A 13,778-nucleotide genomic window follows, 5' to 3' on the forward strand; every position below is an offset into this window, starting at 1 on the left:
TGTGATTTAATATACAGAGAAAGTGTTGTTAAAATCACGGAAATTAATGGAAATAGAAAAAATAAAAGTAGTATTGTTACGCTTCTGTTAGTGAATATTGGTTATTAAGGATTAGGAGGAAAAAATATGTCCAACTCAAAGGCTTATGGAGATGCCTCACTTGAAAATGGCTCTTCAAGCCTTCATGCTGATACAGAAAAAACTTCCGTATGGAAAGATTTTATGGCACTAATAAAAATTGGAATTGTGAATTCTAATCTTATTACCACCTTTTCGGGTTTATGGCTGGCGCTGCATTTTTCAGGGCAAAGCTTTTTAAATAACCTTGATATTGTATTTTTTACAGTAGCAGGTTCTTCACTCATTATTGCTGGTTCATGTGCAATTAATAATTATGTGGATCGGGATATTGACCATTTGATGGATAGAACAAAGGCTAGACCTACAGTAACAGGGAAGGTACTTCCGGCAAAAGTTCTTGGCTTGGGTATTTTACTTATTGGACTGGGAACACTGTTTTTATTCTTTACTACCTGGACTGCAACAGTAATTGGACTGCTTGGAGTTTTTAGTTATGTTTGCCTCTATACACTGTGGTCAAAACGCCAATTGGTATCGAACACAATAATTGGGAGTATTTCAGGAGCAGTTCCGCCATTAATTGGCTGGGCTGCAGTAGATGGAAATCTTGATCCAATGGCATGGGCCTTATTTGTCCTTATGTTTGTTTGGCAGCCGCCTCACTTTTATGCACTTGCCATGAGAAGAGTTGAGGAATATCGAGCAGCAGGAATTCCAATGCTTCCTGTAGTAAAGGGATTCAAAACGACAAAAATACACATTTTAATCTGGGTTGCGCTTTTACTGCCTATCCCAATTTTTCTAACTAAGTTAGGAATCCCATTTCTAATTCTAGCTACCATATTAAACATTGGGTGGCTGGTGTTAGGGATTTATGGATATAGGATCAAAGATGACATAAAGTGGGCAAAACTAATGTTTGTTTATTCATTGCAATATTTAACTATTATTTTTGTAGCGATGGTTTTAGTTACATTAGTTTAGTTTTGCTAACCGATTCTTTCCTGAAAACAATAATCCTTTTTATTGAATGGGAAAGAATCATCCTACATACTTCTTTGGTCAAAAAAAAATAAGAATTTATAAGCGAAAGAGGGGTTTGATTAAGCTATGAAAAGGCTTGCAAAGTGGCGTTTGATATCGTTGTTTGCGATTTTAGCGCTTGTACTCTCCGGATGTGGTGAACCGTACCTTTCTACGTTAGATCCTGCCGGCGAAGTTGCAGACATGCAATATGATTTAATGAAGCTTAGTACATTGATAATGGTTGGGGTAATCATTGTAGTAATGGTTATTTTCGTTTTGGTTTTTATCCGTTTCAGAAGAAAGGACGAGACAATTCCAAAACAAGTTGAAGGTAGCCACAAATTAGAAATTATATGGACAGTTATTCCGATTCTCTTACTTTTAGTTCTCGCTGTTCCAACTGTGGCTGCTACATTTAAGCTTGCAGATGTATCACCGATGGACAAGAAGAATTCTAAGGCACTCGTGGTTAACGTTCGTGCTCATTTATACTGGTGGGATTTTGAATACCCAGGACAGAAAATTGTAACAAGTAATGAACTTGTTGTTCCTACAAATGAAAAAGTATATTTCAACTTAAAGTCAGCGGATGTAAAACACGCATTCTGGATTCCAGCTGTTGGAGGAAAGATGGATGTCAATACAGAAAACGTCAATAAATTCTGGCTTGAGTTCGATGATAAAAAAGCAAACGATGCAGGAAATCTTTTCTATGGTAAATGTGCTGAGCTTTGCGGCCCATCCCATGCTTTAATGGACTTTAAAGTGAAAGCGATTAGCCACGATAAGTTCGATGCTTGGGTAACGGCTATGCAGGATGTAAAAGAACCGTTAAAAGCATCAACTGCACAAGCTTCCGAAGGACAAGAAATCTTTAATAAGAGCTGTATCGGCTGTCATGCTGTAACACCAGCTAACAAAATGCCTGATACTGCACGAATTGCACCTAACTTAACAAATTTTGGTGACCGTTCTCGTGTTGCGGGTATTTTGGAACATAATAAAGAAAATGTGAAAAAGTGGATTAAAAACCCTGAAACGTATAAACCAGGTAATTTAATGACTGGTAAATATGGAAATCTGTCTGATGACCAAATTGATGCATTAGCAGACTACTTAATGGAATTAAAGGTTCAGGAATAAAAGGGGAAATGGTTGAAAGGGAGGTAAAATTGTGAGTACCTATGCTCAAAAAAAGGGATTTGGCGCAACTTTATGGGACTTTTTAACTACAGTTGACCATAAAAAAATTGCCATCCTATATCTCATTGCTGGTGGATTTTTCTTCTTAGTTGGCGGATTAGAGGCAGTTTTTATCCGCATCCAGCTTGCAGTGCCAAACAATGATTTTGTAAGTGCAGGATTATTCAATGAAATTATTACCATGCACGGTACTACGATGATATTCTTAGCTGCCATGCCATTGGTATTTGCCTTTATGAATGCGGTAATGCCGCTTCAAATTGGCGCACGTGACGTTGCATTTCCATTTGTAAATGCCGTTAGCTTTTGGTTGTTCTTCTTCGGAGGGGTGTTCCTAAACCTTTCTTGGTTTTTAGGCGGCGCACCTGATGCCGGCTGGACATCATATGCATCACTTGCCATCGCTTCAAAAGGGCATGGTGTTGACTTCTATATTTTAGGTTTACAGATTTCAGGTTTTGGTACGTTGATGGGTGGTATTAATTTCCTTGTAACCATCATTAATATGCGCGCACCTGGTATGACATATATGAGGATGCCATTGTTTACTTGGACAACATTTGTAACCTCAGCTCTTATTTTATTTGCTTTCCCGCCATTAACAGTGGGACTTGTTCTAATGATGTTCGATCGTATGTTTGGATCCCATTTCTTTGAAGCATCAATGGGTGGTAATACAGTTATTTGGGAACATCTCTTCTGGATTTTCGGACACCCTGAAGTTTATATCCTAATACTTCCAGCATTCGGTATTTTCTCGGAAATCTTTTCGATGTTTTCAAGAAAACGTTTATTCGGTTACTCCTCAATGGTGTTCGCAACCGTGTTAATCGGTTTCTTAGGATTCATGGTTTGGGCACACCATATGTTCACAACAGGTTTAGGACCAGTTGCCAATGCGATCTTTGCTGTGGCAACTATGGCAATTGGTGTACCGACTGGTATTAAAATCTTTAACTGGCTGTTTACGATGTGGGGAGGAAGTGTGAAATTCACGACTCCAATGCACTATGCATTTGCCTTTATTCCTTCCTTCGTTGCCGGTGGGGTAACAGGTGTAATGCTTGCAGCTGCAGCAGCTGACTATCAATATCATGATACTTATTTTGTAGTCGCTCACTTCCACTATGTTATTGTTGGTGGTGTAGTGTTTGCATTACTGGCTGGTACACATCTATATTGGCCAAAAATGTTTGGTACAATGTTGAATGAAACTTTAGGTAAGATTACATTCTGGACTTTCTTCATTGGTTTCCATATGACATTCTTTATCCAGCACTTCTTAGGCCTATGGGGTATGCCACGTCGTGTATTCACCTACCTACCAGGTCAAGGTTTTGAGACAGCGAACGCAGTTAGTTCACTTGGAGCTGCCTTTATGTCTGTAGGTGTTATAGTTATGTTAATCAATATCATCATGACTTCAGTTAAAAATGTTCGAGTTGGAAATGACCCATGGGGAGACGGGAGAACGCTTGAATGGGCGATTCCTTCACCTCCACCATTCTATAACTTTAAACAGCTTCCACTGGTACGTGGATTAGATGCTTACTGGATCGAAAAAATGGAAGGTAAAAAGGGAATGACACCAGCAGAACCGCTTGGTGATATCCATATGCCTAATTCATCATTTTTACCATTTATTATGGCTTTAGGATTATTCATTGCCGCATTTGGTGCAATGTATCATGTTGATAAGGAATCATGGGCTTTGCCAGTGATGATTTTAGGCTTACTTATTACTTTTGGAGCAATGTTCATGCGATCAGTTAAAGATGATCATGGTTTCCATATTCACAAAGAAGAGCTTATAGACGAAGATGATAAGGGGGTTAAGGCATAATGCACGCTGAAGAAAAATTCACATATGAAACATGGCCTGCGACGCCGGAAAAATCAACCCTTGAAGCAAAGAATAAATTCTTAGGTTTTTGGTTCTTCTTAGGAGGAGAGACAGTTCTTTTTGCCTCACTCTTTGCAACTTATCTTGCATTGAAGGATAAAGTACCTAATACAAACATGCCTTTAGCAAAGGATTTGTTTGAGTTGCCGCTGACATTTGTGGCTACTATGCTGTTATTAACGAGTTCATTAACAAGTGTTTACGCAATGTATCACATGAAAAACTTTGCTTTTAGCAAAATGATGGTTTGGCTTGGAATTACGGCTTTATTAGGCGCCGGATTCTTAGGCCTAGAGGTTTATGAATTTAGCCATTATGTTCATGAAGGTCATAAATTCACAAGCAGTGCGTTTGGATCTGCCTTCTATACATTAGTTGGCTTCCACGGAGGACACGTTGCATTTGGTTTGTTATGGTGTATTACCCTAATGATGCGCAATGCAAAACGCGGTTTAAACCTTTACAATGCGCCAAAGTTCTATGTATTTAGTTTATACTGGCACTTTATCGACGTTGTTTGGGTCTTTATCTTTACCGTAGTATATTTAATGGGAATGGTGGGATAAAAAGATGGCAAATCCACAATTAAATTCTGGTAATCCAAGAGTTGACATTGAATACCGACGCCGGAAAAGTGCAGAAGAGATGAGATATCAGGTGGTTTCCTTTGCGTTAATGATTTTCTTGACTTTAATTGCATTTGCGGCTGTAGCTATTAAAGGATTTACTTCTTGGTTTACAGTTCCATTTATTATCCTATTAGCTGTTGTTCAAGTAATTTTTCAGCTTTATTATTTCATGCATATGAGCCATAAAGGCCATGAAGCTCCATCGCTTTTCCTGTATTCAGGTGTATTAGTAGGAGCGATAACTGTATTAGCTTTTTCAACGATTATTTGGTGGTAAATAAACAAAAAAGAAAATCGGCCACAGCCGATTTTCTTTTTTAAAACTGGAAAATATCATCGCTTTGTTTCTCATTTAGGCCAAGGGTATAATGAAGTTGTACTATTTTTAATTTATACTGAGGTGATATGCGGTGCTTTCTTTAGACATATTTGGTTTTAAAGCACTTTGGAGCCCTTATTTTTTAGTCATATTGGCGGTTTTAACTGCGGGATTTTTTATCCTGACTACTAAATTCAGGAGTTTATTTCCTGGCAGTGAACCCTTAACAAAGAAACAGGGTTTATTATTTTTTGTATCGATGGTTCTTCTTTATGCCATTAAAGGTTCACCTATTGATTTACTTGCCCATCTAATGTTTTGGGTGCATATGATTCAAATGGCTGCTCTAGTATTAATCGTGCCGCCCATTTTTATCTATGGTGTACCTACTTGGGTTTGGAGGAAGCTTTTTAGTGTTAGGGTAATCGACTCTTTGTTTAAGATTTTTACAAAACCACTTATAGCTTTAATCCTATTTAATGGATTCTTTTCGTTTTACCATGTTCCGATTATTTTCGATCATGTTATGCAAAATATTTGGCTGCATGCAGGTTATTCCATTCTTTTGTTTGTTGTTGCCATTTTTATGTGGTGGCCATTAATTAACCAAATACCAGAACATCAAAACTTAAGCGGTTTAAAAAAGGTCGGCTATATATTTGCTGATGGTATTTTATTAACTCCAGCATGTGCGCTTATTATTTTTGCTGATACACCTATCTATGCCACTTATTCTGATCCGCATGTTTGGGGACAGGTCATGAGCCTTTGTGTGGGGACCGCCAACTTTGATAGCTTAAATTTAAGCGGCCCTGAGCTGTTTAGTTCGATGTCATTACTTCATGACCAGCAGCTTGGCGGTGTGTTAATGAAAATTATTCAAGAAATCATTTATGGCTTGATGCTTGGACATGTTTTCTTTGAATGGTACCGAAAAGACCAGGCTGAATCTGACCGGGAATTGAAGCAATCGTTGAATCCATCGCTGATTAAATAATCTCCCAAAAACTTGGGAGATTTTTTTATGGAAGGCTGTGTTAAAAATCATTGTTATTTTTTGTCACAATGTTAATTGGAGAGGAAGGTGCGAGACTCCTGCGGGAGTACGGGACAGGAGAGACCCCCAGGTGCAAGCGCCGAGGAGGCTCCCCGAACCGCTCGCGCTTGGAGCGGAAATTAACAGGCCTTTTTAACAGAGCAATATTGAACATTCGTCAATAATGGATTTAGATTGAAAACATGAGGGAAATACACTACTATTATTATAGAAAAATGTTAAAAGAGAGGACTGTTTATGAATTCCATACCGATTTTACCAACAATAAGTACTACATTTATTGTTTTAAGCGGGATTACAGTTGCTATTGGCTGGTGGCAAATAAAGCAAAAAAAAATAGAGGCTCACAAAAAGACAATGTTCGTGGCGAGCTTATTTGCCCTAATTTTCTTTATTATTTATGCTTCTAGAACAATTTTTATAGGGAATACTTCATTTGGCGGCCCAGATAATATTAAAATTTATTATACTGTTTTTTTAATATTTCATATCACATTAGCCACCATTGGTGCAGTATTAGGTGTTATTTCCTTAATAACAGGTTATAAAAATAATCTTGCTCTTCATCGCCGGTTAGGTCCCATAACTAGTATTGTTTGGTTCTTTACTTCGATTACTGGTGTAGCAGTTTACTTGCTACTTTATGTTTTTTATCACGGTGGAGAAACCACTTCCATGATAAAAGCAATTCTTGGATTTTAAACAAAGAAAGACGCGTGAATATTTTCACGCGTCTTATCTTATTTACTCAGCAAATTTACTTACTTCATTCTTTACTTCATCAAGAATTTTTTTGCACTGGCTAACAAGGGAAGCTGGGAAGTTTTCACCCTCGCCATATTCTACCCCATGAGGATAATAATGTTTACCTAATAGTGGTGTCATTAATTGAATAGTTGCCTTAAAAGTATCGACATCACCTTCAACCGCATAGCCTTGAACACGAAGGTAAAAAACCCCTTCCTTCATTTCAAACTTGCGGTCATATGTAACACGGTCGTAGTCCCATTGACCAGCGCGAATTAAACCGTGATCATGCATTACATCATCCAAACGGTTAATTTCAGCTTTAAATTTTTCAATTCCAGTGTTTTCGAATTTCACAATTAATCCCTCCTAAAAAACAATGCCATGCCCCTATAGATTCAGTATTGGTATTATAGCAAGTTTAATTCATTCTTAATAATAGAGGAAAATGAGATAACTTGCAATGGATACATACAACGAATAAATCATTCTCTATTGGACAACCTACATTATGTTCCGAGCAAAAAATCATGGGGGCGAGAAAATGGAAAAAATACGTGATATAATGACAGATGAAATTGAATGCTGTACATTATTAGATAACATCTTTGAAGTTGCAGTAAAAATGAAAGAACTCAATGTTGGAGCCATTCCAATTGTGGATCAAGAAAAACTTGTCGGTATGATTACAGACCGTGATATTGTAATTCGGGGAGTAGCAGAAAAGCACCCGGGGTCAACTAAAGTGGAAGATATTATGAGCGACAAGCTTATCACTGTATCCACGGAAACCTCCAGCAATGATGCGGCTAAGTTAATGGCGGAGAATCAAATACGCCGGCTTCCAGTGGTTGAGGATGGAAAACTAGTCGGAATTGTCTCACTAGGGGATTTTGCTATTCATACATTAACGGATGATCAGGCGAAGGAAGCTCTCACGCAAATTTCCGAACAAAACTATAACGGGGTACAGCATTAAAAATATTATTTTCAAAAATAGAAATTTGATAATAAAACAGGTACTATTGTACCTGTTTTATTTATTTTAATGTTCATTTATCAGACATTTATGATAATAACTATTACTTAACATGTTATTGGTGATATAATTATTTTATCAATACATATAATGATAGAAAAAGTAATAGAGAGGGTGCAAGCCTCTGAAAGCTCTGTTAAGGATCTTAGTACTGTCAGCAGTGTTCTTAACAATTGGATTCTATGCCAGTATTAATGATAAACCTAAAGATAAGGTTCTGATAAAAGAAGATCATACATCTGAAATGAAACAATCGGGGTTACAAGAGAATCCTGATACTAAGCCAAGTAATAAAACAGCTTCTGAAATGCCTAAACAAGGATTGGCATTATTAATAGGCAAGGATATTTCTTCCCTTGAAAATGAATTAGGGAAACCAGCTCGAATTGATGAAACACTGTATGGCTATCAATGGTATATCTATAACCAGGATTATAATAGGTATTTACAAATAGGTGTTGAAAATCAACAAGTTGTGACCATCTATGCCATAGGTGAAAATCTGGATGTCGCTCCTTTTGAGATAGGTCAGCCAGTAGAGGAAATATTTAATACCCAATATATTGATACAAATATTAATATCGATCAAAATGGAAATTCATACCGTTTCGAATTAAATGATACAGATTTAAATCTAAGGCCCATTGTTCAGTTAGGGAATGTCTATGCGCAACTATATATCGATAAGTTTACAGGAAATCTTTCAAGTGTAAGGTTTATAAATGCTGACACGCTTATAAAGCAGCGTCCTTATGAACTTGTTTACCGCGGGCAGTTACTCCAACCTCCAACACCTGATGAAAACAAGTGGAAAGAGATCGAACGCGGTAATGAACAAGAGATCTTTGATCTTACCAATGTATTGCGCTTAAGACACAAATTAAAACCATTAAAATGGGATACTCCGACGGCAGAGGTGGCTTTTGGTCATAGTAAGGATATGTCGGATAACAATGATTTCTCCCATACATCCAAAAAATTCGGAGACCTTTCTAATCGGCTTAAAACCGCAAAAGTTGCCTACCAATCGGCTGGAGAAAATATTGCTGCTAATTATACAGATGGACCTGCAGTAGTGGAAGGCTGGCTAAATAGTAAGGGACATCGTGAATCATTATTAAATAAAGATTATACACATCTTGGAGTAGGTGTTTATAAGAAATACTATACCCAAAACTTTATTCAAAAGGTTGAACAATAAACTACCAAAAAAAGGTGACAATCGCATGTCACCTTTCTTCATGTTTCTCAAATTGACTAAATAAAAATTTATTCCCGTCCCATTTTCCAAATAGACGAATCTTTTCTCCAAGTTGAAAAGATTCAGTAATGACACTTTCTGTAATGGGAGATATTTTTTTAGCCGTAATTAATTTCGTATCTGTTTGGATTTGAAGGATCTGTACAAAAATGTATCTGTGATAATAAAAGCGCTGTTTCTCCTCAACAATGCTTTTAATTTCCCCTGTTAAAACTGCTTCTGGATGGACATGGCTCATGGAAAGCCATTTTTTGTCATGCTCTTTCCTTTCTTTCCGTGTAAGCCAAAAAAAGTAAAGGCAAATAATCGGAATGAGAATGGCGGTAACCATTTTAAATCAATCTCCCCACACGATCATTTTTTAATGATAAAAAAGGTCCCTGTAGCATGGGCAATTTTTTTTCCATCACTACGGTAAGCCTCTCCTGAAATCACCATTGTTTTTGTTCCAAGGTGAACAATTTCGGCTCTGCAGCGAAGCTGTTCACCGAGGCCTGGAGCAATATAATGGATGTTAAGCTGATTGGTCACAGCACCATATCCATCAGGGAGAAGATAATTTGCAAGGGTTCCCATCGAAGTGTCTATTACTGTTGCAGTTATTCCGCCATGAACAATTTCCAGGTTATTATGTAGCGTAGGATTAAGTGGAATAGTTATTTCACAAGATTGATTGTCTATTTTCCTTTCCATATGGAGAATCCCATCCAGATAGATTTTGTTTTGGCGACTAATCTTCCGTTGAACTCCTTCCATTAGGAAAGAAAGTGCTTTTAAATCTTCCTCTGATCCCGTTTCGATGCAGTTTTCTAAAAGTTTACGCAGTTCATCTTTCATACTTGTTACCTCTTTCAAATCTTTTTCTTAAGTCATATTACCACTTACAAGCATATTAATAAATATTTTCACCTTAATAAGAAGTATCACATTTCAAATTATTTTTCATATTGTATATTGGCGATGATTATGGTCAGAGGTGAGAAATATGACGCAAAAAAATTTGCACCCATCCGTAATAAAATTTAAAGAATTTGTTAAAAACAATCCAAATATCATTCAAGAGGTAAGGAATGGGAAAGCAACGTGGCAGGAGTTATATGAAGACTGGTACTTATTGGGCGAAGATGATAAAAGGTGGGAAACATTTGGTATAGAGAAAAGTCCCGAACCTGAAGCAAGTTCAGATTCCAAGGGTGATTGGATGTCCAGTGTTATCGGTATGGTGAAGAAAATGGATCCAAATCAAATGCAAAATCACATTAATAACTTAAGTCAGGCACTCGGTGCGATACAAGGTGTAATTTCACAATTCCAAGGAAATGGTTCTGCAGCTGGTTCAGCGAAGCCTTCAGAAGGTCCTAAACATCCGTTTTCATTTAGAAAAGATTAGAGGAAGTGACGATAAGGTATGCGTAAAGATGTTCTTGAATACTTAGAAAGTCAAAAGGATTTAAAACAATTTGTTAGAGAGCAGCCGCAATGGTACCGAAAGTTGTCAAGAAATCCTTATGACGTGAAATCACTTGAGGTGGCGTCATTACATTATTTTAGAAAGACGATACCTGACCAGGTTGAAAAGTTTTCGAATGGTGTACAAATGGCTTCCATGATGTATAGCATGTTTCAGGCAATGAAAAATCAAAACTAACAAGACCACATATAAAAGGTGTGGTTTTTTTTATTTTCTACTTCAGGACTAAAAATTGATTAGAAGGCGAAAAATACAGGAATAGAAGGAGTGATGGGGAATGAAAAGATTTATTCCACTAGGTCTAATAATATTGTTGAGCGTATTTATACTAGGGTTTAATAAACAAGAATTTCCATCCCTTTATGTCAAGCACCATACAAAAGGTAATCAAGTTATGGTCGAGTGTATCGTGACAGGAATTAGTTTTCGAGAATCAGACCATTACAAGCAAAAAGTGGGCAAAATGGTGGTTTGGGTCGATGGAAAAAAGAATTTAGAAATCGCCTCTGCAGCCTTTATCATAAAAAATCTTTCTCCTGGCAGCCATACATTTAAGCTTGAAGTCGTTAAATTAAATAATGAGCCATACGGTTTAGACAAGGAATTTATGGTAAATATCCCTAAATAAACGGAAATTTTGTCTTTCTCCAAGCTTTCATGGTAAAATGGCTTTGGAGGTGAGCGTAAATGCTTGCTACTTTAGAGAGAATTGAATTATTGGATCAAGCAGACCAGCTAGCCAAAATGGTGTTAGAATCCGAAATTGTAGAGCATTATCAGATTTGTTTATATAAAATGCAAACCAATAAGGAGACACAGTGGAAAATTAATCGCTTTGTCAACTTAAAGGAGCTATATGAAGAGGTACAGCGCTTTGGGAAATACCATCCTGACTATAAAAGGGTCATGACCCAAATCCGTGAATATAAAAGGGAAATGGATTTAGACCCGCTGGTTGCAGAATTCAAGTTAGCAGAGAATGATTTGCAAGCTATTTTGGATGAAATTAGCATGTTAATTGGCGGCTCAGTGTCCAAACATATCAAGGTACCGACAGGCAATCCGTTTTTTGATAGCGGCCATGGCAGCGGCTGCGGCGGCGGAGGAAGCTGCGGTTGCGGATGAAAAAATCAGCTTAGTATGAAGCTGATTTTTTTTCCCCTTTTACAAAGCTTTTAGAAAAGTTTAAATTGAAATATAATGTTTTAATATGCTAGACTTATGTAAAATGATGGTTTATCTGAAGGGGTAAAAAGTATGTTTGTTCAAAGACAAGGATTAGTGGTTTGGCTATACTCTTTAAAACAGGCTAAAATGCTAAGACGCTTCGGAAATGTACATTATGTTTCAAAGAAGCTTAAATATGTCGTCCTATATTGCAATCTAGAAGATGTAGAAGGAATTATGGAAAAGCTGAATTCTTTTTCATTTGTAAAGCGGGTAGAACCTTCTTATAAGCCATTTTTAAAAATGGAATATGAGAATTCTACGCCAGATAAAGCAAAAGAGTATGATTATAAAATGGGCATTTAAAAAGGTGGGGCATTAGTTTGCCTCACCTTTCTTATTTAGGCTCTTTTCGTAAACATTGTTGCTTTTGGAACTTAATAAGGGTTATATACTAAGTTTCTAGGCAATTTTCGCAAAAGTTCTTACGAAAAGATGCCACGACGCTTTTGGTTATACGGGTTAATAAACTTATACGAAAAACAACTATTTATGCGAAAAAAGCCTTTATTGAAGTGGAACGATATAATGATTCAATCTTAGGATTCCAATTAAATACTGATAGAATAAATCTTTTTCATGAAAAAGAGAAGAAGGTTTTACTGACAATTGATAAATTTCTTTACCAATTTCCCTAGCCGTTTGTGCAAAAAGATTATATCGTTTGTTTTCTGTATAATTGGGATTTGGGATTCCTTCCCGGCAGATATAAAGTGCTTGAAATTTTCCTGGGTCTGTAGGTTTTAATCCAACAACCAAGGAGGTAACTTCCTTATCTTCAATTTTAGTGTGGAGTGCCATCATAAGCTGCAGGCGATGCTGATTTGCTTTGGCAAGCTCAATTAGTTCATATAAATCAGAATACCCTTCACCGAGTTCAATAAAGCGCTGAATCAATAAAAACTCTCCTTTAAACAATTAATTTCATCAATACTTTATCACTTCTTGTCTATTTTTTGAATGATAAAAGAAAAAAACCCTGTAGAAAAAATTCTACAGGGTCCTTCTATATCCTAACAATAGGATAGAAGGCAAAGGGAGAGGAGAAACCGGAGGAAGAACTTATGGGGAAACGTAAGTCTTCTCCGCGGTTGGCAACAACATCCTCGAATTGATGTTGTTAATATCATTATTTCCAACACCAAAAAGCTTATACGTATTATTTTATAAAATTTCAATTCAGGTAAAAAATATGATAGGATGGAAAAAGATTATTTATCTGATAAAAATGTGGTGATATATTTGTGAGAGTGGTGTCAGGCAGTTGTAAAGGAAGACCCTTGAAGGCAGTTCCAGGTAATTCAACCAGACCGACCACGGATAAGGTCAAAGAAGCAATATTCAATATGATTGGTCCTTATTTCGACGGGGGTATGGGATTGGATCTTTTTGCAGGGAGCGGCGGATTAGGTTTGGAAGCGCTTAGCAGGGGATTGGACAAGGTTATCTTTATTGACCGAGAGTCGAAAGCAATCCAGGTTATTCACGAAAATATTAAGGCATGTAATTTTGAAGAAAATGCTGAGGTCTATCGAAATGATGCAGATAGAGCTATGAAAGCCTTAATAAAAAGAGAAATCAGTTTTGATTATATATTTTTAGACCCGCCCTACAAAAAACAGCAGCTTGTCAATTTAATGGAAAAAATGGTTGAGCAGGAATTAGTCAAAACAAATGGAAATATTATTTGTGAGCATAGTTTTGACGTAGAATTACCTCAAAAGGTAGGGAGTTTTACACAAATTAAACATGAAAAATATGGGATTATTGCAGTGACGATTTATTCGAAAATCAATGAAGAGTGAAGGGGGATTC

19 protein-coding genes are annotated in these 13,778 nt (G+C 36.9%); 15 read left to right on the plus strand and 4 right to left on the minus strand.

The window, feature by feature from the left end; all coding sequences use genetic code 11:
* Nucleotides 1-126 precede the first annotated feature (126 nt).
* The 7 genes from cyoE (at nt 127) to AC59HZ_RS06825 (ending at nt 6,920) form a co-directional block, all read left to right on the plus strand.
* Nucleotides 127-1,065, plus strand: a complete 939-nt coding sequence (gene cyoE, locus AC59HZ_RS06795; RefSeq protein ID WP_496545082.1) for a heme o synthase — start codon at nt 127-129, stop codon at nt 1,063-1,065.
* 126 nt (nt 1,066-1,191) lie between these two features.
* Complete coding sequence (gene coxB / locus AC59HZ_RS06800) at nt 1,192-2,250, plus strand: cytochrome c oxidase subunit II (RefSeq protein WP_496545083.1); 1,059 nt, start codon at nt 1,192-1,194, stop codon at nt 2,248-2,250.
* A 31-nt stretch (nt 2,251-2,281) separates the two neighbouring features.
* Nucleotides 2,282-4,153, plus strand: a complete 1,872-nt coding sequence (gene ctaD, locus AC59HZ_RS06805; protein WP_496545084.1) for a cytochrome c oxidase subunit I — start codon at nt 2,282-2,284, stop codon at nt 4,151-4,153.
* Nucleotides 4,153-4,779 (plus strand): cytochrome (ubi)quinol oxidase subunit III, encoded by a 627-nt coding sequence (locus AC59HZ_RS06810; protein WP_496545085.1) that lies wholly within the window; start codon nt 4,153-4,155, stop codon nt 4,777-4,779. Before ctaD ends, AC59HZ_RS06810 begins: the two co-directional genes overlap by 1 nt.
* A gap of 4 nt (nt 4,780-4,783) precedes the next feature.
* Nucleotides 4,784-5,119, plus strand: a complete 336-nt coding sequence (ctaF, locus tag AC59HZ_RS06815; protein ID WP_430069049.1) for a cytochrome c oxidase subunit IVB — start codon at nt 4,784-4,786, stop codon at nt 5,117-5,119.
* A gap of 133 nt (nt 5,120-5,252) precedes the next feature.
* Complete coding sequence (gene ctaG / locus AC59HZ_RS06820; RefSeq protein WP_496545086.1) at nt 5,253-6,158, plus strand: cytochrome c oxidase assembly factor CtaG; 906 nt, start codon at nt 5,253-5,255, stop codon at nt 6,156-6,158.
* A 297-nt stretch (nt 6,159-6,455) separates the two neighbouring features.
* Nucleotides 6,456-6,920, plus strand: coding sequence for a DUF420 domain-containing protein (locus AC59HZ_RS06825; RefSeq protein ID WP_496545087.1), 465 nt, complete (start codon nt 6,456-6,458; stop codon nt 6,918-6,920).
* A gap of 42 nt (nt 6,921-6,962) precedes the next feature.
* Here AC59HZ_RS06825 and AC59HZ_RS06830 read toward each other — a convergent pair whose 3' ends face one another.
* A complete protein-coding gene (locus AC59HZ_RS06830) occupies nt 6,963-7,322 on the minus strand; it encodes a YugN family protein (RefSeq protein WP_496545088.1) in 360 nt (119 codons plus the stop codon).
* Between the two features lie 187 nt (nt 7,323-7,509).
* Between AC59HZ_RS06830 and AC59HZ_RS06835 the strand changes: the two genes are divergently transcribed.
* Nucleotides 7,510-7,944 (plus strand): CBS domain-containing protein, encoded by a 435-nt coding sequence (locus AC59HZ_RS06835; RefSeq protein ID WP_496545089.1) that lies wholly within the window; start codon nt 7,510-7,512, stop codon nt 7,942-7,944.
* Between the two features lie 220 nt (nt 7,945-8,164).
* Nucleotides 8,165-9,205, plus strand: coding sequence for a CAP domain-containing protein (locus AC59HZ_RS06840; RefSeq protein WP_496545090.1), 1,041 nt, complete (start codon nt 8,165-8,167; stop codon nt 9,203-9,205).
* A 28-nt stretch (nt 9,206-9,233) separates the two neighbouring features.
* Here AC59HZ_RS06840 and AC59HZ_RS06845 read toward each other — a convergent pair whose 3' ends face one another.
* On the minus strand, nt 9,234-9,596 hold the full coding sequence (locus AC59HZ_RS06845; RefSeq protein ID WP_496545091.1) for a hypothetical protein: 363 nt from the start codon (nt 9,594-9,596) through the stop codon (nt 9,234-9,236).
* A gap of 23 nt (nt 9,597-9,619) precedes the next feature.
* The gene (locus AC59HZ_RS06850; protein WP_496545092.1) at nt 9,620-10,102 is read right to left on the minus strand and encodes a PaaI family thioesterase; all 483 of its coding nucleotides are present in this window, start codon (nt 10,100-10,102) and stop codon (nt 9,620-9,622) included.
* A 148-nt stretch (nt 10,103-10,250) separates the two neighbouring features.
* Here AC59HZ_RS06850 and AC59HZ_RS06855 point away from each other — a divergent pair, with 148 nt between their 5' ends.
* The 5 genes from AC59HZ_RS06855 to AC59HZ_RS06875 all read left to right on the plus strand — a co-directional run bounded on the left by AC59HZ_RS06855 (nt 10,251) and on the right by AC59HZ_RS06875 (nt 12,269).
* On the plus strand, nt 10,251-10,655 hold the full coding sequence (locus AC59HZ_RS06855) for a YlbD family protein (RefSeq protein ID WP_496545093.1): 405 nt from the start codon (nt 10,251-10,253) through the stop codon (nt 10,653-10,655).
* Between the two features lie 18 nt (nt 10,656-10,673).
* Nucleotides 10,674-10,913, plus strand: a complete 240-nt coding sequence (locus AC59HZ_RS06860; RefSeq protein ID WP_496545094.1) for a YlbE-like family protein — start codon at nt 10,674-10,676, stop codon at nt 10,911-10,913.
* Nucleotides 10,914-11,013: 100 nt separating this feature from the next.
* Complete coding sequence (locus AC59HZ_RS06865; RefSeq protein WP_496545095.1) at nt 11,014-11,364, plus strand: hypothetical protein; 351 nt, start codon at nt 11,014-11,016, stop codon at nt 11,362-11,364.
* A gap of 59 nt (nt 11,365-11,423) precedes the next feature.
* Nucleotides 11,424-11,861, plus strand: coding sequence for a YlbF/YmcA family competence regulator (locus AC59HZ_RS06870; protein WP_496545096.1), 438 nt, complete (start codon nt 11,424-11,426; stop codon nt 11,859-11,861).
* A gap of 132 nt (nt 11,862-11,993) precedes the next feature.
* Nucleotides 11,994-12,269, plus strand: a complete 276-nt coding sequence (locus AC59HZ_RS06875) for a YlbG family protein (protein ID WP_496545097.1) — start codon at nt 11,994-11,996, stop codon at nt 12,267-12,269.
* 201 nt (nt 12,270-12,470) lie between these two features.
* Here AC59HZ_RS06875 and AC59HZ_RS06880 read toward each other — a convergent pair whose 3' ends face one another.
* Nucleotides 12,471-12,860 carry a DUF7147 family protein gene (locus AC59HZ_RS06880; protein ID WP_430069015.1) on the minus strand — a complete coding sequence of 130 codons (390 nt, stop codon included), beginning with the start codon at nt 12,858-12,860 and terminating at the stop codon, nt 12,471-12,473.
* Nucleotides 12,861-13,207: 347 nt separating this feature from the next.
* Between AC59HZ_RS06880 and rsmD the strand changes: the two genes are divergently transcribed.
* Nucleotides 13,208-13,768 (plus strand): 16S rRNA (guanine(966)-N(2))-methyltransferase RsmD, encoded by a 561-nt coding sequence (gene rsmD, locus AC59HZ_RS06885; protein ID WP_496545098.1) that lies wholly within the window; start codon nt 13,208-13,210, stop codon nt 13,766-13,768.
* The last annotated feature ends 10 nt before the right edge of the window (nt 13,769-13,778 follow it).

The sequence above is a fragment of the Neobacillus sp. DZ-9 genome (assembly GCF_059587065.1).